This window comes from Paraburkholderia phenazinium (assembly GCF_900141745.1).
Classification (GTDB): Bacteria; Pseudomonadota; Gammaproteobacteria; order Burkholderiales; family Burkholderiaceae; genus Paraburkholderia; species Paraburkholderia phenazinium_B.
The window spans coordinates 2,742,643-2,764,749 of sequence record NZ_FSRM01000002.1 but is presented as its reverse complement, the minus strand read 5'-3'; the positions used below and the strand labels follow the sequence as shown (position 1 = coordinate 2,764,749).

Genomic DNA, 22,107 nt, shown 5'->3' with positions numbered 1-22,107 from the left:
GGTCTCCGGTTAGACGTTTTGCAGCTGGCTGCCAACCGGCAACTGCCGCAGCCGTTTGCCGGTAGCGGCATAGATCGCGTTTGCCAACGCCGGCGCCAACGCTGCGGTGCCCGGCTCGCCGATCCCGCCAGGCGCTTCGGTGCTCTTCACGATATGCACCTCGATGCTCGGCGTCTGGTCGATCCGCAGCATCCGGTAGTCGGTGAAGTTGTTCTGCTCGACGCGTCCGTCCTTGATCGTGATCTCGCTGTACAGCGCCGCCGTGATGCCGAAGATGATGCCGCCCTGCACCTGCGCTTCGATGGTGTTCGGATTGACCACCATCCCGCAATCGACCGCGCAGACGACGCGATTCACGGTCACCTCGCCCTGGTCGACTGTCACATCCGCGACCATCGCGAAGAAGCTGCCGAACGCGTGCATCACCGAGACGCCGCGCCCTTGCCCCTTCGGCAGGCTCGTGCTGCCCCAGCCGGCCGCCTGGGTTGCCGTGTCGAGCACGTTCAACGCACGCGGCGTTTTGCCGAGCAGATCGCGCCGGTATTTAACCGGATCCACTTTGGCCTGCGCGGCCAGCTCGTCAATAAAACTCTCCACGACGAAGGTGCCGCGCGTCGGACCGACGCCGCGCCAGAATGCAGTCGGCACCGTGCGCGGTTCCTGACGCACATAGTCGATCAGCTGATTGGGCAGGTCGTATGGCAGATCGGAGGCCACTTCCACCGCGTCGGGATCGATGCCATGCTGGAACGCCGGCGGCGCAAAGCGCGCCAGGATCGACGAGCCGACAATCCGATGCTGCCACGCGATCGGCTTGCCGTTCGCGTCGAGCCCCGCCGAGATCTTGTCGTAGTAGTACGGACGGTACATGTCGTGCTGGATGTCTTCTTCGCGCGTCCATACGACCTTGACCGGTGTGCCCAGCTGCTTGCCGATCTTCAGCGCCTGGGTGGCCATATCGAATTCCAGCCTGCGTCCGAAACCACCGCCGAGCAGATGGTTATGCACGGTGATCTTCTCTGCCGGCAGGCCGGTGATTTTCACCGCCGTATCGACGATGCGCGTCGGCACCTGCGTGCCCAGCCAGATATCGCAGCCGTCCGGCCGCACGTACACAGTGCAGTTGACCGGTTCCATCGTGGCGTGCGCAAGGAACGGTTGCTGATAGACCGCATCGACGCGGGTCTTGGCGTCCGAGAAGCCCTTCTGTACGTCACCATCCTTGCGCGCCACGGCGCCGTTGCCGTGATCTGCCGCGGCGCTGAGATCGTCGACGATCTGCTTCATCGAAAGATTCGCGCCCGCGCCTTCGTTCCAGGTGATCTGCAGCGCTGCAAGGCCGCGCTTGGCGGCCCACGTGTGATCGCCGATAACGGCTACCGCGTTGTCGGCCTTGACGACCTGGCGCACGCCGGGAATCTTTTTGGCATTCGTGTCATCGACGCTGCCCAGCGTGCCGCCGAATACCGGACACGTTGCGATGGCCGCATAAACCATGTCCGGCACGCGCACGTCGAGGCCAAACATCGCGGTGCCGTCCACCTTCTCCGGCGAGTCCAGACGCTTGACCGCCGTGCCGATGATCTTGAAGTCTTTCGGGTCCTTGAGCGGCACGGTCTGCGGCGCCGGCAGCTTTGCGGCGGCATCGACCAGTTGGCCGTAGCCAAGGCTGCGGTTGCTGGCCGCATGAATCACCTGGCCCGCCTGTGCATGACAGGTAGCCGGATCCACCTGCCACTGCTGCGCCGCCGCACTGATCAGCAACACGCGAGCGGTGGCGCCTGCCTTGCGCATCGGATCCCATGCGTAACGGATAGAAGTCGAACCGCCGGTCAACTGACCGCCGAGCAGCGGATCCATGAAGAGCTTCTCGTTGGGCGGCGCGTGGTCGATCGTGACGCTGTCGAGCGGGACTTCGAGCTCTTCCGCGATCAGCATCGGAATCGACGTATAGACGCCCTGGCCCATTTCGACCTTCGGAATCACCAGCGTCACCTTGCCGGTGTTGTCGATCTGGATAAAGGCGTTCGGCGCGAACACTCCAGCCGGTGCAGGCTCGCTCGCATCGCCGCCGATCACCGATTTGCCCGTTGGATCCTGGCCTTGCGCCTGGCTCGGGGTCGGCAAACTGAAGCCGAGCAGCAGGCCACCGCCCGCGGCAACGCCTACCGTGACGCTGAATTTCAGAAAAGTACGTCGTGAGAGATGCGGGCCGTCGTCGCCTTGCGTGGCGCCCTTGCCGCCCTGCGTGGTTCTTCCATCCTTGCCGGCGTTTTGCGAATCAAGCAGACCTTGCGACATGTCAGGCCTCCTTTGCCGCTTGCTTGATCGCCGCGCGAATGCGGTTGTAGGTGCCACAGCGGCAAATGTTGCCGGCCATGGCCGCATCGATATCCGCATCGGTCGGATTGGGGTTCTGCGCAAGCAGCGAGGCGGCCGACATCACCTGCCCCGACTGACAGTAACCGCACTGCACCACGTCGATCTGGCGCCATGCCTGCTGCACCTTCTTCCCCGCGGGCGTCTCGCCAACCGCTTCGATAGTGGTGATCTTCTTGTCGCCGACGGCCGCCACCGGCAATACGCACGAGCGCACCGCGGCGCCGTCCAGGTGCACGGTGCAGGCGCCGCACTGGGCAATCCCGCAACCAAACTTCGTGCCCGTCAGGCCGACCAGGTCTCGCAAGACCCACAGCAAGGGCATGTCGGGCGGTGCGTCGACGGTATGCGTCTGACCGTTGATATTGAGCGTTGTCATGGGGACTCCGATTGCGAATTATTGTTTGGGCTCGTGAAACCGGCAGCATGATGTGGAACGACGGAATTGTAGTCGCCCTTTAAAAAATATGTATGGAGCGTGTCGCGCAGGGAAGTTTGCTAGCATGCCCCTTTACTCCCAGGAGTTGTGCCATGACCGAACAGCAAGCCATTCAATTCCTGGCCGAGGTGCGCCGGCCGTTGCTATCGCTGCACAAGGCAATCCTCGATCACGAGCGCGCGGCCTACGAGAAGGAGTTCGGTCCGGTGACGCCGGCGGCGTTTCTGCAAGTGCTGATCAACGGCTCGGGGTTTCGCTGGCTCTCGCCGCTTTCGACGGTGATTGCCAATGTCGACGAGACGCTCGACGACAAGGAGGCCACCGCTACCGATCGCCTGGCCGCGGTCGAAGCCGTGACGGGTCTGTTCTCAGCGGATCGGCCCGACAATACGTTTTTGCCGCGCTATCTGCCGTTGTTGCAGACGAGCCCGGCGATTCTGCATGAGCATGGAAAAGTCACGCAGGTATTGCGGGCGGTGGAGGGACAACAGTAGAGGTAATGCATAGTCGGCGGCGGGCGCCGCCGACGTCTTCGTGCTTCGCGTACCTTTAGTTCAGATCAGCCCGCGAGGTCCGACGGCAGCTTGCCGCCGTTTGCCGCCAGCGCGTGCATGACCTGCGTGTGCAGCCAGACGTTCATGGTGGCCGAGTCGTTCGTGTCGCCGCTGTACTTGAGTTCCTGTGCGAGCTGCTTGCGATGCTCGAGGCTGCTGTCGACGCCGAGCGCCTTGAGTGTATCGACGATCGAGGTGCGCCAGTTCAGCGTTTGGCCGCTTTCGCTCACGAACTGATCCATCACCGCTGCGACATCCACATCCGCCAACGGCGGAGGTGCTGCTGCCGCCGCAGGCGCAGCTGCTTGCGCCGCAGCCGGATCCGGTGTCGCTTCCACTGCGGGCGCGGGCTGATCCGGCTTGGCCTTGCCGAACAGTTTGTTCACAATATCGCCAAAAATACTCATCTTTAATTCTCCTGAACAAATAGTGACGGGTGGGAACCCTGTCCATGCCCAACATGGATCACTACACATGTTAGGCGTTCGCTCCGCGGAACTTGTAATAGTTTGTGGTGAAGGTCATATGCCGCGAGACGACGCTTAACGCCCGCTGTACATCATCGTCTCATCCCGCCGCATTCAGTTTGCGCCACAGCGTGGTCTTGCTGATGCCTAGCGCATCGCACACCTGATCGCGGTCGCCGTTGAACGCGTCGAGCGCGGCACGAATCTCATCCGCTTCCACACGACGGCTGCGTTGACGCAGAGTCAGCGCGGTCTCATTCGTGCCCTCATCTTGCCGCTCGAACAACTCCGGCGCGATCGATTGCAAAACCTCATCTGTCAATTCCGTGTCATCCGAGTCCGCTAGTTCGACGGTGATCCGCTCAATCACATTCTGCAGTTCCCTCACATTACCCGGCCATGCGTGACGACTTAGTGACTCGGTGATCGGTGCAAGCACGCTAGATGCATCTCGCGTCGTGCGAACACGGGTGGCCAGACGCGGTTCGCGCCGCGCCGCCTGACATAGCAACTCGGCCGCAAGCGGCATGATGTCCGGAAGACGTTCGCGCAACGGCGGTAACGCGATATTGAGAATGTTTAGCCGGTAGTAAAGATCCGTGCGGAATTCGCCCGCCGCCACTGCCGCGGTCAATGCGCGATGGGTCGCTGCGACGATTCGCACGTCGATGCGCGTTGGTTCGGTCGAGCCGAGCCGCACCACTTCGCGCTCCTGCAACACGCGCAGCAAACGGCTTTGCAGCGGCAACGGCATTTCGCCGATTTCATCGAGGAATAGCGTGCCACGGTGTGCCGCTTCGATCAGACCGGCCTTGCCGCCGCGCCGTGCGCCCGTAAAAGCCCCCTCTTCGTACCCGAACAGTTCGCTCTCGAGCAAGGCCTCCGGAAACGCCCCGCAATTGAGCGCGACAAACGGAAAATCACGCCGCGCGCTGAGATGATGCAGGCTCTGCGCCACCATCTCCTTGCCCGTACCGCTCTCGCCGCGAATCAGGACGGTCGCATCCGACTTCGCATAGCGCTGCACGAGTTGCCGGACCCGTTCGATTGCGGGACACGCGCCGATCAGATCGTCGAGCTGGTAGCGCGCCACAAACTGTTGCGCGCGCTGCCGCGAGCGCAGCGTGCGATCGAGCCGTTCCACCGAGCGCGACTCCTGAAACGTCAGCACGCTGCCGGTCGTCACGCCGTTGTCGACCAGCGGTCCACGATGCACGACGTAACTGATACCGCGTACCGTTTCTAGCGACTCGCCCTCGTCATCCGGGACAGCGTCGACCAGGTCCGGTGCGAGTTCGAGCAACGCTCGGCCCACAGCCGCAGCCGGCTCGATGCCAAGCACCAAAGCCAGACGCTGGTTGATCGCTTCGACACGGCCCTGCGCATCGAGGGCGACGACACCGTCGCGCAAGTGTTGCAACACGTTGTCCAGACGATGCCGCCGCACCGCTTCGCCCCAGGTGGCCTGGGCGACTTCGAGCGCGGTGTCGAAGGCCGAACGCACGGCGGCACGAGAGTAAAGAAATATGGACTCCATACCGGCCCGCGCGGCGAGATCCGTCACGAGTCCCGGTCCCACGATCGTCCCTACGCCGCGATCGCGCAGATCAAGCACGCAGGCTTCCGCATCCTGCGCCGACTGGTACGACGCAAACACCACGTCGATACCATAGGCCGCCACGAAACGGCGCACCTCGGCGGGCGTCTCGCCGTGGGTCACGAGCGCTACAGATGACGAATCGCGGCGCGCGCGTGCCAGTGCATGCATCACGTCGAAACCGGTCGGCGTGATCAGCACAACGGGCACATCTATCCGCGCCTTCAGATACGTGCCGTTCGACCCTGCCGCGACCACGACGTCCGGGCGATCCTTGCCCGCGGAAGCAATCTCGTTGACCGCTTCCTCATAGCCGCGGGTTACCAGCCGCAGATCGGCGCGGGTGTCGTATTCATCGGCGATATCGCGGAACAGGCCGCGCAGCTTGCTGATGCCGATGGCCCACACGCGGGCCCGGGAGCCGGGTTCAGAAGGTCGGTTCATGGCGGGTTGCCTGCCGTGGCGGTCGAAATCAAAGAAGCACTATTATGACCTTCCGATTTCACTTGTGAAATGCAGGATTGCACTTATGCAATCAAACGATGCCCCACCAATCCCCCAAAGCCACAGGTAATCAACAACTTAGCCTCACGCACCAACGCTGGCCCGCTCCTTGCAAAAACGCTTTGACCATTACCTGGAGATACGCGTGAGTTCAGCAAAACAACCTGTCAGTGCCGGCGCGAAATTCCGTGCAGCGGTCGCAGAAGGACAACCGCTGCAGGTCGTCGGCGCCATCACCGCCTACGCGGCGAAAATGGCCGAGGCGGTCGGCTTCAAGGCGGTGTATCTGTCGGGCGGCGGCGTCGCGGCCAACTCGCTCGGCATTCCCGATCTCGGCATCAGCACCATGGACGATGTGTTGATCGACGCCCGCCGCATCACCGATGCCACCGGCCTGCCGCTGCTCGTCGATATCGACACCGGTTGGGGCGGCGCCTTCAACATTGCGCGCACGGTGCGTTCGTTCATCAAGGCCGGCGTGGCCGCGGTGCACCTCGAAGATCAGGTCGGACAGAAGCGTTGCGGGCACCGTCCGGGCAAGGAAGTCGTCGCGAAAGAGGAAATGGTCGACCGCGTGAAGGCCGCCGTCGACGCCCGCACCGACGACCAGTTCGTCATCATGGCGCGCACTGATGCGGCCGCAGCAGAAGGCATCGATGCAGCGATCGAGCGCGCCGTTGCCTACGTCGAAGCCGGCGCCGACATGATTTTCCCGGAGGCGATGCAGACGCTCGACGACTATCGCCGCTTCAAGGCCGCAGTCAAGGTGCCGATTCTCGCGAACCTGACCGAATTCGGCTCGACGCCGTTCTTTACCACCGACGAACTGCGCGAAGCGAACGTCGATATCGCGCTGTACTGCTGTGGTGCGTATCGCGCGATGAACGCCGCCGCGCTCAATTTCTACGAGACGGTGAAGCGCGACGGCACGCAAAAGGCCGCTATCGGAACGATGCAGACGCGTGCCGACCTGTACAAGTATCTCGGCTATCACGCGTACGAGGAGAAACTCGACGCGCTGTTCGCCGCACACAAGTAAACCGAATCCGGGAGTAAGAGGACGACACCATGAGCGAAGCAGATAACAGCACACCGGCAACAGGCACATTCAAACCGAAGAAGTCCGTGGCCCTTTCGGGCGTGACGGCGGGTAACACTGCCCTGTGCACGGTCGGCAAGACCGGCAATGACCTGCATTACCGCGGCTATGACATTCTCGACATCGCCAGCACCTGCGAATTCGAGGAAATCGCCTACCTGCTGGTGCACGAAAAGCTGCCCACGCAGGCTGAACTGACGGCCTACAAGGCCAAGCTGAAGGCGCTGCGCGGCCTGCCTGCCAACGTCAAGGCCGCGCTGGAATGGATCCCGGCAGCCGCCCATCCGATGGACGTCATGCGCACCGGCGTCTCGGTGCTCGGCACCGTGCTGCCCGAGAAGGACGACCACAATCTCCCCGGCGCACGCGATATCGCCGACAAGCTGATGGCCTCGCTCGGTTCGATGCTGCTCTACTGGTACCACTACTCGCATAACGGCAAGCGCATCGAGGTGGAGACCGACGACAATTCGATCGGCGGCCACTTCCTGCATCTGCTGCACGGCGTCGAGCCGTCGAAGTCGTGGGTCGACGCGATGCATATCTCGCTGAACCTGTATGCGGAGCACGAATTCAATGCATCGACCTTCACCGGCCGCGTGATCGCCGGCACAGGCTCGGACATGTACTCGGCGCTGACCGGCGCGATCGGCGCGCTGCGCGGCCCGAAGCACGGTGGCGCCAACGAAGTCGCGTTTGAAATCCAGTCGCGCTACCAGAGTCCCGACGAGGCTGAAGCGGATATCCGCCGCCGCGTCGAAGCCAAGGAAGTCGTGATCGGCTTCGGCCACCCGGTCTACACGATCTCCGATCCGCGCAACAAGGTCATCAAGGAAGTCGCGAAGAAGCTCTCGAAAGAAGCCGGCAGCACGAAGCTGTTCGACATCGCCGAGCGCCTCGAAACCGTGATGTGGGACGCCAAGAAGATGTTCCCGAACCTGGACTGGTTCAGCGCGGTGTCGTATCACATGATGGGTGTGCCGACAGCGATGTTCACGCCGCTGTTCGTGATCGCCCGTACGGCGGGTTGGAGCGCGCACATCATCGAACAACGCATCGACAACAAGATCATCCGGCCGAGCGCGAACTACACTGGTCCGGACAACCTGAAGTTCGTGCCGATCGCGAAACGTTGATCGAAAGCGCCGATCATCAAACGTTGATCGGGAAAGGGGGATAATTGCCGCTGACGTCCTGTGATGTCCAGCGACGTCCAGCGACGTCCAGCTCCAGCAATTATCGCCCTGCCGACATGCAACATGATTGCCGAACACTACATTCTTACTCCCCCACGGTATGAACACTGCAAACCGTAAGCCCCTGCCTGGCACCAAGCTGGACTTCTTCGACACGCGAGCCGCGGTCGAGGCGATCCAGCCGGGTGCCTACGACACGTTGCCGTACACCTCGCGCGTGCTGGCCGAAAATCTCGTGCGCCGATGCGATCCGGTATCCCTCAATGCGTCGCTCAAGCAGATCATCGAACGCAAGCGCGACCTCGATTTCCCGTGGTTCCCGGCGCGCGTGGTCTGCCATGACATCCTTGGCCAAACCGCGCTGGTCGATCTCGCCGGCCTGCGCGACGCGATCGCGGCCCAAGGCGGCGACCCGGCGCTGGTCAATCCGGTCGTGCCGACGCAACTGGTGGTGGATCACTCGCTCGCCGTCGAGTGTGGCGGCTTCGATCCGGACGCGTTCGACAAGAACCGCGCGATCGAAGACCGGCGCAACGAAGACCGCTTCGATTTCATCAACTGGACCAAGAAGGCGTTCAAGAATGTCGACGTGATTCCGCCGGGCAACGGCATCCTGCATCAGATCAACCTCGAGCGGATGAGTCCGGTGGTGCAGGTGAAAGACGGCGTGGCGTTTCCAGATACGCTGGTGGGCACCGATTCGCATACGCCGATGGTGGATGCGCTCGGCGTGATCGCCATCGGCGTAGGCGGCCTCGAAGCGGAAAGCGTGATGCTGGGGCGCGCTTCGTATATGCGCCTGCCAGATATCGTCGGCGTGGAACTGACCGGCAAGCCAGGCGAAGGCATCACGGCGACGGACGTCGTGTTGTCGCTGACCGAGTTCCTGCGCAAGGAAAAGGTGGTGGGTGCGTATCTGGAGTTCTACGGCGAAGGCACGGCCAAACTCACGTTGGGCGACCGCGCCACCATCGCCAACATGGCGCCCGAGTTCGGTGCGACAGCTGCGATGTTCTATATCGACGAGCAGACCATCAAATACCTGAAGCTGACCGGCCGCGACGACGAACTCGTCAAGCTGGTGGAGACCTACGCGAAGGAAACCGGCCTGTGGGCCGACAGCCTGAAGAACGCGCAATACGAGCGCGTGCTGACATTCGACCTCTCGACCGTGGTGCGCACGCTGGCGGGTCCGTCGAACCCGCACCGTCGACTGCCGGTGTCGGACCTCGCGGCGCGCGGCATCAGCGGCAAGGTCGAAAACGAGCCGGGGCTGATGCCCGATGGCGCCGTGATCATCGCCGCTGTCACGAGCTGCACCAACACCAATAACCCGCGCAACATGATTGCCGCTGGGTTGCTCGCGCGCAATGCGAACCAGCGCGGCCTGACCCGCAAGCCATGGGTGAAAAGCTCGCTCGCGCCGGGATCGAAGGCCGTCACCTTGTATCTGGAAGAAGCCAGGCTGCTGCCGGAACTGGAACAGCTTGGCTTTGGGGTCGTCGCCTATGCGTGCACGTCGTGCAACGGTATGTCCGGCGCGCTGGATCCGGTGATCCAGAAGGAAGTCGTCGAGCGCGATCTGTACGCGACCGCCGTACTGTCCGGCAACCGTAATTTCGACGGCCGCATTCACCCGTATGCCAAGCAGGCGTTCCTCGCCTCGCCACCGCTGGTGGTGGCCTATGCGATTGCCGGCACGATCCGCTTCGACATCGAGAAAGATGTGCTGGGGACCGACGCCGCGGGCAATCCGGTCATGCTCAAGGACATCTGGCCGTCCGACGCAGAGATCGACGCGATCGTCGCATCGAGCGTGAAGCCGGAGCAATTTCGCAAGGTGTACGAACCGATGTTTGCAGTCACCGCCGATACCGGCGAACGCGCCAACCCGCTGTACGACTGGCGCCCGGCGAGCACGTATATCCGCCGCCCGCCGTACTGGGAAGGCGCGCTGGCTGGCGAGCGCACGCTCAAGGCCATGCGTCCGCTCGCCGTGCTCGGCGACAACATCACCACCGATCACCTGTCGCCGTCCAACGCGATCCTGCCCGACAGCGCCTCCGGCGAGTATCTGGCGAAAATGGGCTTGCCGGAGGAGGATTTCAATTCGTATGCGACCCACCGCGGCGATCACCTGACCGCGCAGCGCGCTACTTTTGCCAACCCCACGTTGAAGAACGAGATGGTGCTCGAAGACGGCAAGGTGAAGGCCGGGTCTTTGGCCCGCATCGAGCCCGAAGGCAAGGTCACGCGCATGTGGGAAGCCATTGAAACGTACATGGAACGCAAGCAACCGCTGATCGTGATTGCCGGCGCCGACTACGGTCAAGGTTCGTCACGCGACTGGGCTGCCAAGGGCGTGCGTCTCGCGGGAGCGGAAGCGATCGTCGCGGAAGGGTTCGAGCGCATCCACCGGACCAATCTGGTGGGCATGGGTGTGCTGCCGCTGGAGTTCAAGCCAGGCATGAACCGGCTGACGCTGGGTATCGACGGCACGGAAACCTTCGACGTAACCGGCGAGCGCAAACCGCACGCCGATCTTACGCTGGTGATCCATCGCAAGAACGGCGAGCGTGTAGAAGTACCGGTGACCTGCCGCCTGGACACTGCGGAAGAAGTGTCGATCTACGAAGCCGGTGGTGTCCTGCAGCGCTTTGCGCAGGACTTCCTGGAATCATCGCAAGCAGCGGCCTGAGGGAGGAGACAAAAACGTGGCCCACGTACCCCAGATCAAGATTCCCGCCACCTACATGCGTGGCGGCACCAGTAAAGGCGTGTTCTTCCGCTTGCAGGATTTGCCCGAAGCCGCCCAGGTGCCGGGCGCGGCGCGCGATGCCTTGCTGCTGCGCGTGATTGGCAGTCCGGACCCGTACGGCAAGCAGACTGACGGCATGGGCGGCGCGACGTCGAGCACCAGCAAGACGGTGATCATCGCGAAGAGCAGCAGGCCCGATCATGACGTCGACTATCTGTTCGGCCAGGTGTCGATCGACAAGGCGTTTGTGGACTGGAGCGGCAATTGCGGCAACCTCTCAGCCGCAGTGGGACCGTTCTCGATCAGCGCCGGGCTGGTCGACCCGAGCCGCGTTCCGCATAACGGCGTGGCCACCGTGCGGATCTGGCAGGCTAATATCGGCAAGACCATCATCGGACACGTGCCTGTCACCAACGGCGCCGTGCAGGAAACCGGCGACTTCGAACTGGACGGCGTGACCTTCCCCGCCGCCGAGGTGCAGCTCGAGTTCATGGATCCGGCCGCCGAAGAAGAAGGTGCAGGCGGCTCGATGTTCCCCACTGGCAATCTGGTGGACGACCTCGAGGTGCCTGGTGTGGGCACGTTGAAGGCCACCATGATCAACGCGGGCATTCCGACGATTTTCGTCGACGCCGAAGCGATCGGCTACAAGGGCACCGAACTCCAGGACGCAATCAATAGCGACGACAAGGCGCTGGCAAAGTTCGAGACGATTCGCGCGCACGGTGCAGTGCGCATGGGCCTGATCAAACATATCGATGAGATCGCGACGCGGCAGCACACCCCGAAAGTCGCGTTTGTCGCGAGGCCGGTGGGGTATGTGGCGTCCAGCGGCAAGCAGATTGCGGCGGGCGATGTCGACGTGCTGGTGCGCGCGATGTCGATGGGCAAGCTGCATCACGCGATGATGGGCACCGCCGCGGTGGCCATCGGTACGGCAGCCGCGATTCCGGGCACGCTGGTGAATCTCGCCGCGGGTGGTGGTGAACGCGAAGCGGTGCGCTTCGGCCATCCTTCCGGCACGTTGCGTGTGGGTGCGCAGGCCAGTCAGGTGGACGGCGAATGGGTCGTGAAGAAAGCGATCATGAGCCGAAGCGCCCGCGTGCTGATGGAAGGCTGGGTGCGCGTTCCGGGCGATTCGTTCTGATTCGGCCCAAGGTGAGGCGGCGCCTACGCTGCCTCACCTGCCCAGCAAACTCAACTTTGCCTGGCCGGCAGATACGGCATCGGATCGACCGGCTTGCCGTCGCGGCGCACCTCGAACAGCACGGAGACGCGCGTGTTGTTCTCGTCCCCCATCTCCGCGATTTCCTGCCCTTGCCGCACGATGTCGCCGGTTTTCACCAGCAGCCTGCGGTTGTGCGAATACGCCGTCAGAAAGTCCTTGTTGTGCTGGATGATGATCAGGCTGCCGTATTCATTGAGCCCCGTCCCTGCATACATGACCTTGCCGTCCGCGGCTGCGCGCACTGGATCGCCAGGCTTGCCGCCGATCTCGATGCCGCGCGTCGCGCCCGCCTGGAAGCCCTCGACCACCGTGCCTTGTGCCGGCCACACCAGCGAGACGCGGTTGGCGTGACGCGAGACCTCTGCGTCGACCTGGCGTGCTTGCGCGGGATTCGGTGCGGGTGCGCCACCCTGGGCGATGGAGGCGGCGTTGCTGGATGAAGCGGCTGATGCAGTCGATGCATTCGCTCCGCTTGCCGCTGCCGCCGCATTCGCCGCCGGATTGGCAGAGGCTGCTGCCGCCGCCAGCTTTGCCGAGACCGCAGCCTTGGCCGCGGCCTGATCAGCCGCAGCCTGCGCCGCAGTGGCCGCCGCGGCGGCGTCCTGTGCTTCCTTTGCCGCCTCGGGCGACGCTACGTGCAGCACCTGCCCTTTCTTCAGTCGCGTGGACGGCTTCAGACGATTCCACGCCAGCAGATCATTTACCTTACAGTGGTTGCGTTGAGCAATCTGGTTCAGCGTGTCGCCACGCTTGACGCGGTAGACGAGTGGCTGCGCTGCCTTCAGTTTGGCCGTGCTGGCCGCAGCGGTTGCCGCCGCCTGTAACGATGCTGCCGCGGCCGCATCCGATGCAGCGGTCGCTGCAGCGGCCGAAACCGCTGGCGCCCCAGTAGCCGCCGAGGACGCCTGCGTATCCTGCTGTGCCACATTCACACAACCGCTCATTGCCAATGCGACCCAGATGCCGGCGGCGCCGGCCATCATGGTTCTGTCGAAACGATTTTTCAACAAGTTCGACTCCTGCCTCGTACATAGGCGAGCCCGAGTGTTCCCGCGTCGCACCCCGATGCGCGCATTCGTCAGAAGCGCTGCACGCTCGACACGGGAAACCGCCTCGTTGCGGCTACCACCCTGGCCCACCCTTCTGTCCGGCACTCTTGCGGCAAATGCCTTGAAATCGAGGCGTTTTGACGCAAAAAGGGCCAGACAGACGGTTAAAATTCAAGCGGAATTGTAAAATGCCGCGGACAAAAAAGCGGGCCGTCCACACAGACTGATACAAATCCTTACGACCCGTATTGCGGGATTTGGCCCCTGATATCGTTTTCTTTAACGGCAAATCGTCGGAAAACCTTGAATTTCGGCGCTGGGGCCGGAGGCGAAGCGGCTCGCCGGACAGCAAATTCGTGTAAGGAGTTGCGCAGAAAAACAGCGCACAAAGAAAACGGCCAGCCCTCTTTCGAGGTGCTGGCCGTTTGCCTTCCAATCATCGGCGCCCGAGAGCGCTTTCGTTTAACGCAGCGCCTTCACGGCCGCCGCGGTAACGTCGCCGGGCTGTCCGCCCCACGTCGCGCGAAGATAACTCGTCAGTTGTGCGAGTTCCGCGTCGCTTAACTGCCCTGCGAACCCTGGCATCTCCTGCATGCGCTCAAGGCCGGGGAAGTCCTGCGCATCGATGCCGTCGAGCATCGCCACGATCAGGTTGTGCGGATCGCTTTGCCGTACCGTCGAATTGCCGTGCATCGGGACGGCGACGTGCGGTTTGCCCTCGCCATCGCGCCCATGGCAACCGGCACATACGGCGAGGTAGACATTGCGGCCGGCGGCCAGTTGCGCTGTGTCCGCAGATGCCGATGATGGCGACGCTGGCGACTGCAGCGGCTGCGCCGCCGCTGGCGGGTCACCGAGCAGATACGTCGACATCGCGCGCAGATCGTCGGGTCTCAGATACTGGCTGCTCAGATGCACGACCGGATACATCTCGCTGAACGCGGAGCCTTGTGGGGCGATCCCGGTGGCGAAGAACGTCTGCAGATCAGTTGCGGTCCAGCCACGCGCAGCGAGTCCTTGCGGGGTGATGTCCGGCGCGGCCACGCGGCCCAGCGCCCCGCCGGCGAGCGGCAACGCGTTGTCGAGCTGACCGAACTTGCCGCGCGGCGTATGGCATTCGGCGCAGTGGCCGAGCGCGCTCACCAGGTAACGTCCACGACTCCAGTCCACCAACGCCCCGGAAGAGACGGCCTTCGATGCATCCGGTAGCGCATCCTTCAGGAACAGCATGTCCCAGAAGCGCACAGCAAAACGCATGTTGAACGGAAACGACAGATCCGGTTGACGGTTCGGTACCGCTGCGGGTTTTTGCGCCATCAGCCACGCATACATCGCGTCGCTGTCGGCACGTGAGATCTGCCGGTACGACGTGTACGGCATCGCCGGGTACAACGGGCCATCCGGCGACATGCCGTCGTGCAACGCCCGGTAGAAATCGCCAGCGCTCCAGTTGCCGATGCCGTGCTCTCTGTCCGGTGTGATGTTCGTGCCGTAGAACGTGCCGAACGGCGAGGCGAGTTTCGGGCCGCCGGCAAACGGCGCGCCGTCAGCGCTCGTGTGACAGGCGGCGCAATCGGCCGCTTTTACCAGATAGCGGCCGCGCGCAAGCTGCTCTGTCGCGGCGCTTTCCAGGTCTGCTGGCGTGCTGGTCGCCGAAGCGGTCATCCGGGTAGCCGGGGTGTCGTCGTGGTGTTGGCCGCACGCTGTCAGCGCCGCTGCGCTCAACACCAGCACGACGCGGCGCAGCTGCAGCAGACGTAGCGGAGTCCGCGAGGTCTGCGCACTCTGCGGGGTCAAGGAAAGCATCGTCATGCGGCGTCCTTTACGAGTCCAGGCATCGTCAACACGACATCCTTCACCGCTTCGTAGTACCGCACGTAGCCCGTACAGCGGCAGATGTGATCGTTCAGCGCCTCGGTGATGGTTTGCTCCACCTGATCTCTCGCCACCGGCTGGCGCTTGAGACGCTCGATCAGCACTGTCGCCGCGTTCACGAAGCCCGGAGTACAGTAGCCGCACTGAAAACTGAAGTGCTCGAGAAACTTCTGCTGGATCGGCGACAAGGCCACCACCTCGCCCTGTTCGTTGCGCTGTGCGTGGCCTTCGATCGTGCGGATCGACTTGCCGTCGAAGAAATTCGCGCCTGTGATGCACGTGCGGATTTCTTCGCTCGTGCCATCCGGTTTGTCCAGAATCACCACGCAGGCGTGACAGACGCCTTGCCCACAGCCGAGCCGCGAACCGGTCAGGTGGAGATATTCGTGCAGCAGGTCGATCATCATCAGACCGGCCGGCACTTGCAGCGGGCCGACCTGTTGCCCGTTCACCGTCAGCGATACCGGTTGGGCGCGGAATTGAGTCAAAGGCCGCTCTACCACGTCGGCATTTGCGGCGGTCGAAGCAGCAGCAGAGCCCGCCGTTGCATCAGCTGCATGGCCGGAATTTTGATTAGGGGCCGTCATGCGAGCACCTCCTGAATTTTTTGCGGAGTGACCGGGAGGTCAGTAAAACGATGTCCGATAGCGTGCGCAATGCCGTTCACGATCGCGCCAACCACCGGGATCATCACCACTTCGGCGATACCCTTGGGCGGATCGCTTTCGGTCAACGGCGGCAGCACTTCACCGGTCTGGGTCCAGACAGCGACGTCCCTGGCACGCGGCAACCGATAGCGGTTGAAGTTCCACGTGCCGTTGCCGGGACCGTCTTCGTAGAGCGGCAGATATTCATGCAGCGCGTGACCGATGCCCATCGCGAGACCGCCCTGCAATTGACCCGATACGAGTTGCGGCGCAATCTGGTTGCCGCACTCCATGATCGAGTGATGGCTCAGCAGTTCGACCTTGCCAGTCGCCTCATGCACCGCGAGTTCGACCAGCGTGCCGACCGCGCTGTAGTAAGTGACCGCGGCGTCGTTACGCTGCACGGGCGGAATGAACACGCGCTTTCGATCAAGCACGCGATATTGATTCGGTGTGCTTTGCAGTCGTTTCTTATCGGTTCCGGCGTTGTCGCCGTAGCGCAGCGAAAGGCCATCGATGGGGAGGCGCTCGACGCTGCCGTCGATGTCGAACTCCGCTTCGGCCCATTGCCAGCGATTGAATACGTGTACCGCCGCGCCCGTCACGAGCCCGAGTTCGTGTGCCTTCTTCGCGAGCTGTTCGAAAGTGAGCGCCTCGAGACCGGCCGCCGATAGCTTGCCGTTGACCCAGCGCGCGTCCTCGATGCGCACCACTAGCGGCGCGGCCTGGCCGCCGCCGGTGCCTTGACGCCAGATCGCCATCGCCGCCGGCCACAGGCCGTGAGTGAATACGACGCGAGCGGCCTCGCGCGTGCTGTGCGTGAAATAGAACGCGGAGTTGGTCGCGCTCGACGGCGATGCATAACCCGGCGACCAACGCGGATTGGCCGACAGCTTGTCCTGCTCCGCTTGCGACATGATGTACGGATCGCCGCTCGTGACGACCGGCAGATCGGGCCAGTCGGTGACGGCAACGCGCACCTCGGTGGCCGGCTTGCCGAGCCATTTGGCGACAGCAATCGCCTGCGACGTGGACATGCCGGTGCCGATTTCGGCGGCGGTGTGATGCAGGCTGATCTTGCCGTCGACAGTGAACTCGACTTTCGCCAACGAGGTCTCCGCCCCGGTGCCGAAGTCCTTTTGCACGCAGGCAAAACCGACGCCGTAGCGCTGGCCCGGATGCGCCAGCTCGAATGAAAGCTTTTGCTCTGCCCGGTTCACCCATAGCGGATGCACCTGCGCCTTCTGCAGGACTTCGTCGACGCGGATCGCGCCAGCCGGCACCGCGCCCTGGCTGTTTTTCATGCCCGAGCGCAACGCGTTCTTCAGGCGGAAGTCGATCGGATCGACACCAAGTTGTGCCGCGATCTCGTCGACCATCATCTCGGTGGCCGCCATGCTCTGCAGCGTGCCGTAGCCGCGTGCGGAACCAGCGTCGATCGCACGGGAAGCGACCGCGACAGCCGAAAGGTCGTTCTTCGGAAAGTAGTAGATCGACTGCGCCGCGGTAGCGCCGACCATGGCCACCGATGGCGAAAAATTGCACCGGCCGCCGCCGTTCGCTTCCATCGCGGCCTTGAACGACTGGAAGAGCCCGGTCTTTCTGTCCACGGCGATACGGTAGTGCATCTTGAAAGCGTGACGCTTCAGCGAAGTCTGGAACTGCTCGTAGCGATCGTTCGCCAGACGCACCGGACGGCCGTCCGCGTACATCGCCGTGACGAGACCGTAGAACGGCACGTTGAAGTGATCCTTCGAGCCGTAGCCAACCGTGTAGCAAGGGTGCACGAACAGGTTCTTCACCGGAAACGCGCACTTCGCGACCATGCCGGCCGCACTCTCCACAACCTCGGATGGCGCTTGCGTCGGCACCACCATATGCAGCGATTGGCTCGCGCTGTCGTACCAGCAGTTCACGTTGTCGGGTTCGAGCGCGGCCGTGTCGATAGATTGCGTGTTGTACTCACGCTCCATCACGAGCCAGTCCGCGGACGGACGATCGAGTTCCTGCTGGATCTGTCCCGCGTAGAACATGCCCTGCTCGTCGAGCTTGCCGTGCTCCTTGCCGTCAGGCCAGACCGGCTGGTGCTTGCGCATCATGCTCGGGAACACCGGGGCGTCCTTCAGGCTAGAGAACGTGTCGTCGTCGTAAGGCGTCTTGCCGCCTACCCGCACGAAGCGGAACGTGCCCCACGGATCGCGCTCCAGCGGCCCAGTCTGCGCGCCATAACGGATGATCTCGTCGTGGAACTTGAGCTTGTCCTTGGCGAAGCGAAAGCGTGCGAAGTCGTGATAGATCAAGATCGCGACCGCCTGGCCGAGATAAGCTGGCGTCTTGCCTCGCGGCAACAACATGTCGTCGCCATAGAACGCGGGGAAGATCAGGCCGTCGCGCGTCAGATCGTCGGCGGTGACGACGCGGTCCGGTTTCAGTTCGTCGCCGAGCAGCGTCAGGTCGAAGCCTTCGTAGAGGCGGTCGGCCTGGGTCGTGCGCAGGATGAAAGCGTGCGCCTGCTGCGTCGGCCAATGCGGCATGTCGGTCGCGCGGATGTCGCGTGCGAACACCTTCGCACCGGTCACCTTGGCGATGCCGTCGATGCGGAATTTGGCCTGCCCATTTGCCGCATCCCATTGAACCGGCGTGAGAATCTTTTCTTCGAATAACGCAGCAAATGCGCGGCTGCCGATCGGCGCGATATACACCGAGACTCCCGCGATAACACTGGCCTTCAGAAAACTGCGACGCGAAAGGTCGAGTTTCCCCATGGACTTCTCCTTAAGTGATCGACGACGGCAACGCCGCGCAAAAGACAGAGCCACGCACGGCGGAGCCACAGGCTGCGCAAGCCTGTGACGACACACCGCATTGGAGAATCAAGCGAATCCCGGACTCATGCATCCAGGCATACCGGCGACGTGTGGCGGCCAGAATATCGGCGCCGCCGCAGTCGATCTGATTAACCGTGAACTGTCATTGAACGTGCTGGTGATGCCAACTTCCCTTTCCCTGCCCTGTCACGGGCGAAGCGCGGGATTATGGCGCGGCTGGATAGCGAATGAGTCAAATTTTGTCCGCTATCTCTTAAATAACGGATTTGATATAGATGCCTTTACTTCGTTATCCTTACCTGCATGTCGATGCGCGTGCCGTCACAAAGTACACGGCAGCGCAAAGCCTGCATCAAGCCCGCACGATCGCGATCCCCAATGCCTCGAATGGAGCCGTGAGCGTCTCTGAGGTTTCCTTCTCGACCACCAGCGCATGCGCAGCGCTCGCTTCCGCGATCATAAAAGCGGACGCCGTGTTGAGTTTCTCCGCTGAGGCGAGCACCACGGTTTCCGCCGCACGAGCCGCCAGCGCCCGCTTGACGTAAGCCTCTTCGAGATCGCCCGTACTCAGGCCGGCTTCAGGATGTACCCCCGTGACACCCATGAAATAGAGATCGGCGCGGATATGGCTCAGCGCTTCGATCGCGGCGGCGCCGACATTGACCATCGAATGCCGGTACAGGCGTCCGCCGATCATGATCACCTCCACGTCGCGGTGATGAGCGAGTTCTACCGCTACGCCCGGACTATGCGTGACGATGGTCGCGCGCAGATCGAGCGGCAGATGGCGCACCAGTTGCACAGCCGTCGTCCCGCCGTCGACGATCACGATCTGGCCCGGCTCGATCATCTGCGCCGCGGCGCGGCCAATGGCTGCCTTCGACGCCGACTCGATGCCTTGCCGGCCGGCCAGGTCCGCCGCTGCTGGCGACGAGGGCAGCGCCCCGCCATGCACGCGCTGCAGGTAGCCGTCGGCGGCGAGTTCACGCAAATCACGCCGGACGGTGTCTTCGGAGACGCCAAATTCGTTGCTCAGGCTCTTGGCGATCACCTGGCCATCGCGTTTGAGCGCATCGAGAATCAGCTGTTTTCTTTGCGAAGTAAGCATGGAGCGGCGGTTCATCAATAGGAGACAAGGCGACGTTGGCTCGTGCCAACCGAGGGCGTCACGAAGAAGCAAAGCGCGGGCATTGACAAGGAACCCGCACGTCATTGCACGAAAATTCTTGTTTTTGCACGAGATTGCACGATACCATGAAATCTCGCGGTTCGAACCGCGCTTTCAGGAAACCGCCATGAGCAAAACTGCCGACCGTGTACGGGTTGTCGAAGTCAAAGTGCTGTCCGACGACTGGTATGTGCTGAAGAAGACCACCTTCGACTACCGGCGCGCTGACGGACGCTGGCAGCGTCAGAACCGCGAGACCTACGACCGCGGCAACGGCGCCACCATGCTGCTCCACGATCCGGTGCGCCGGACGGTGGTCCTCACGCGGCAGTTCCGCTTGCCGGTCTTCGTCAACGGTCATGACGGGATGATGATCGAGGCGCCAGGCGGGCTGCTGGAAGAGGCGTCGCCGGAGGAGCGCATCCGCGCCGAGGTCGAGGAGGAAACCGGCTACCGCGTGCATGCGGTGCGCAAGATATTCGAGGCGTACATGAGCCCTGGCTCGGTTACGGAGAAGCTGTTCTTCTTTGTCGGCGAGTACGATGCCGCCGCAAAGATCGGCGAAGGCGGCGGTGTTGTCAGCGAGGGCGAGGATATCGAAGTGCTAGAACTGCCGGTCGATGAGGCGCTGGCGATGATCGGGCGCGGCGAGATCGTCGATGGGAAGACGATTATGTTGCTGCAGTATGCGGCGTTGAATGTGTGGAGAGAGTGAGTCCCCGAAAAGTTGCATCGAATGCCGCCTGGCTTGAGATAACGGCCCAGGCACCCGCCACCCATCCCCCTTAAAACTGATGCCGTATCGCCGCCCGCACCGTCACCTGGTTCGATGACGAAGACACCCCCGCCGATCCCGGAATATATGCGTCGTCCAGCACGGTATCGGTCTTGTCGCCCGCCACCTTCTGGTACGCCGCCTGGAAATAGAAGTCCGTTCGCTTGGACAGGTTGTAGTCGGCCATCAGGCCGAACGTGTGATATCTCGGGTTCTCGTTGCCCGAGGTCGCGTCCATCGTGGCCGCCGTGTAGACGTATTGCACGCCGACGAAGAAGGCCGGCGTGAACTGGTATTTGCCATTGACCTCGAAGTTCTGGAACTTGAGCGCCGTCATCGTGCCGCCGTTCGGCGGCGTGATGGCGCCCACGTAGACCGAAGTGTCGGTTGCGGACGGCTGGCCGACGTTCGTGTTCGTATAGGCAAAGCCCACGGTCGCGCTGCCGAACGTGTAGTTGACGCCCCCGCCGAAAATACGCAGCCGCTCCGAGATGAAATTCGCGTCGTCGGTTGCAATGGACCCATCGGCCGTCAGGCCCGGATTGTTCGCCTCGAGATAAGCCGCGCCCACCAGCAGGCCACCATTCGTGTACTGGCCACCGAGACTATACGTACGGTTGTTGGCAAAGCCGGTTTCGTTGCTGAAGCTGTAGGTGCCGCCGAACTGCAGGCCCGCAAACGACGGGCTCGCGTACTTGATCGTGTTGTTCACGCGGAACGAGTTGTCGGTGTTGTCGTTGTCATAGGGGTGCGAGAGCAGATAGCCGCCCCAGTTGCCGTTGGCCGTGGTCGGCGCGAGATAGTCGACCACCGAGTCGTACTGCCGGCCGAACGTGAGGGTGCCGTAATTGGCCGACGTCAGGCCAACGAACGCCTGGCGGCCGAAGATGCGGCCGCCCTCCTGAAGGCCGCCGCTATTCACGTCGAAACCGTTCTCGAGATCGAAGATCGCCTTCAGGCCGCTGCCGAGATCCTCCGAACCCTTCAAGCCCCAGCGGCTGCCCTGCGCATAGCCGCTCTCAAGCTGATAGGCCGATTTGTCGCCCGCGTTACTCGTGTAGTTGATGCCCTCGTCGATCACCCCGTACAGCGTAATGCTGCTCTGCGCGAAAGCAGGCAGCGCGAAGGCTGCCGTCACAGCCAGCGCAATCATGTTCTTTTTCATGAAGATCTCCCGGATCTCTTTCCATCAGCCAGCAGCTAGCCAACTTTGAGAAGGCTCTTCTTTTTTTAAGCAGCACTTACATTGAGCTTCAAGTTCACGAGTGATGAAAACGATGCTTGCACACCGATAGCGGGCCGTCCATCGGCACACGTTGAGCCATCGCAAATCGTTGCGAAATGCCCACGCGCAGGCATTCGCATATTGCGTAATTTGACAATTGGGGCGTGGTCGCGAACAGCGTTCGTCCGACGCCGGATCACCCCCAAACGCCGGGCTAGGGAACCCTTGGCCGGATGGCTAACGGCGCAGAAAACACCCGGTTTGCAGGCCGCTCTCGCACACCTTTTCGTAAGAACATGAAATAATTTCGAAAGAAACC

At 62.5% G+C, this 22,107-nt stretch carries 16 protein-coding genes; 6 read left to right on the top strand and 10 right to left on the bottom strand.

Annotation, left to right across the window (positions count from 1 at the left end; all coding sequences use genetic code 11):
• Nucleotides 1–9 precede the first annotated feature (9 nt).
• Nucleotides 10–2,301, bottom strand: a complete 2,292-nt coding sequence (locus tag BUS06_RS32230; protein ID WP_074268352.1) for a xanthine dehydrogenase family protein molybdopterin-binding subunit — start codon at nucleotides 2,299–2,301, stop codon at nucleotides 10–12.
• A 1-nt stretch (nucleotide 2,302) separates the two neighbouring features.
• Nucleotides 2,303–2,758, bottom strand: a complete 456-nt coding sequence (locus BUS06_RS32225; protein WP_074268351.1) for a (2Fe-2S)-binding protein — start codon at nucleotides 2,756–2,758, stop codon at nucleotides 2,303–2,305.
• A gap of 152 nt (nucleotides 2,759–2,910) precedes the next feature.
• On the opposite strand from BUS06_RS32225, the gene BUS06_RS32220 reads away from it, so the two are divergent.
• Nucleotides 2,911–3,312, top strand: a complete 402-nt coding sequence (locus tag BUS06_RS32220) for a hypothetical protein (RefSeq protein WP_074268350.1) — start codon at nucleotides 2,911–2,913, stop codon at nucleotides 3,310–3,312.
• 65 nt (nucleotides 3,313–3,377) lie between these two features.
• On the opposite strand, the gene BUS06_RS32215 is transcribed toward BUS06_RS32220, so the two are convergent.
• Together BUS06_RS32215 and prpR are read right to left on the bottom strand one after the other, a co-directional pair.
• A complete protein-coding gene (locus BUS06_RS32215; protein WP_074268349.1) occupies nucleotides 3,378–3,779 on the bottom strand; it encodes a DUF3597 domain-containing protein in 402 nt (133 codons plus the stop codon).
• Nucleotides 3,780–3,939: 160 nt separating this feature from the next.
• Nucleotides 3,940–5,880 (bottom strand): propionate catabolism operon regulatory protein PrpR, encoded by a 1,941-nt coding sequence (prpR, locus tag BUS06_RS32210; protein WP_074268348.1) that lies wholly within the window; start codon nucleotides 5,878–5,880, stop codon nucleotides 3,940–3,942.
• A gap of 205 nt (nucleotides 5,881–6,085) precedes the next feature.
• Here prpR and prpB point away from each other — a divergent pair, with 205 nt between their 5' ends.
• From prpB to prpF, 4 genes are all read left to right on the top strand, one after another.
• Nucleotides 6,086–6,979, top strand: a complete 894-nt coding sequence (gene prpB / locus BUS06_RS32205) for a methylisocitrate lyase (RefSeq protein ID WP_074268347.1) — start codon at nucleotides 6,086–6,088, stop codon at nucleotides 6,977–6,979.
• A gap of 29 nt (nucleotides 6,980–7,008) precedes the next feature.
• Nucleotides 7,009–8,175, top strand: coding sequence for a bifunctional 2-methylcitrate synthase/citrate synthase (gene prpC / locus BUS06_RS32200; protein WP_074268346.1), 1,167 nt, complete (start codon nucleotides 7,009–7,011; stop codon nucleotides 8,173–8,175).
• A 160-nt stretch (nucleotides 8,176–8,335) separates the two neighbouring features.
• A complete protein-coding gene (gene acnD, locus BUS06_RS32195) occupies nucleotides 8,336–10,933 on the top strand; it encodes a Fe/S-dependent 2-methylisocitrate dehydratase AcnD (protein WP_074268345.1) in 2,598 nt (865 codons plus the stop codon).
• A 16-nt stretch (nucleotides 10,934–10,949) separates the two neighbouring features.
• Nucleotides 10,950–12,140 (top strand): 2-methylaconitate cis-trans isomerase PrpF, encoded by a 1,191-nt coding sequence (gene prpF / locus BUS06_RS32190; RefSeq protein ID WP_074268344.1) that lies wholly within the window; start codon nucleotides 10,950–10,952, stop codon nucleotides 12,138–12,140.
• A 50-nt stretch (nucleotides 12,141–12,190) separates the two neighbouring features.
• Here the strand turns inward: prpF and BUS06_RS32185 are convergent, their stop codons facing one another.
• The 5 genes from BUS06_RS32185 to BUS06_RS32165 all read right to left on the bottom strand — a co-directional run bounded on the left by BUS06_RS32185 (nucleotide 12,191) and on the right by BUS06_RS32165 (nucleotide 19,728).
• Nucleotides 12,191–13,228, bottom strand: a complete 1,038-nt coding sequence (locus BUS06_RS32185; protein ID WP_074269422.1) for a peptidoglycan DD-metalloendopeptidase family protein — start codon at nucleotides 13,226–13,228, stop codon at nucleotides 12,191–12,193.
• A 504-nt stretch (nucleotides 13,229–13,732) separates the two neighbouring features.
• Complete coding sequence (locus BUS06_RS32180) at nucleotides 13,733–15,082, bottom strand: cytochrome c (protein ID WP_254369018.1); 1,350 nt, start codon at nucleotides 15,080–15,082, stop codon at nucleotides 13,733–13,735.
• Nucleotides 15,079–15,732, bottom strand: coding sequence for a (2Fe-2S)-binding protein (locus tag BUS06_RS32175; protein ID WP_083611699.1), 654 nt, complete (start codon nucleotides 15,730–15,732; stop codon nucleotides 15,079–15,081). Before BUS06_RS32175 ends, BUS06_RS32180 begins: the two co-directional genes overlap by 4 nt.
• Entirely contained in the window at nucleotides 15,729–18,557 is a 2,829-nt protein-coding gene (locus BUS06_RS32170) for a xanthine dehydrogenase family protein molybdopterin-binding subunit (RefSeq protein WP_074268343.1), read from the bottom strand. The genes BUS06_RS32175 and BUS06_RS32170 overlap by 4 nt, the downstream gene beginning before the upstream one ends.
• Nucleotides 18,558–18,972: 415 nt before the next feature.
• Nucleotides 18,973–19,728 carry a DeoR/GlpR family DNA-binding transcription regulator gene (locus tag BUS06_RS32165; protein ID WP_074269419.1) on the bottom strand — a complete coding sequence of 252 codons (756 nt, stop codon included), beginning with the start codon at nucleotides 19,726–19,728 and terminating at the stop codon, nucleotides 18,973–18,975.
• A gap of 187 nt (nucleotides 19,729–19,915) precedes the next feature.
• Between BUS06_RS32165 and BUS06_RS32160 the strand changes: the two genes are divergently transcribed.
• Nucleotides 19,916–20,503, top strand: coding sequence for an NUDIX domain-containing protein (locus BUS06_RS32160; RefSeq protein WP_074269418.1), 588 nt, complete (start codon nucleotides 19,916–19,918; stop codon nucleotides 20,501–20,503).
• Between the two features lie 70 nt (nucleotides 20,504–20,573).
• On the opposite strand, the gene BUS06_RS32155 is transcribed toward BUS06_RS32160, so the two are convergent.
• On the bottom strand, nucleotides 20,574–21,728 hold the full coding sequence (locus BUS06_RS32155) for a porin (protein ID WP_074268342.1): 1,155 nt from the start codon (nucleotides 21,726–21,728) through the stop codon (nucleotides 20,574–20,576).
• Nucleotides 21,729–22,107 lie beyond the last annotated feature (379 nt).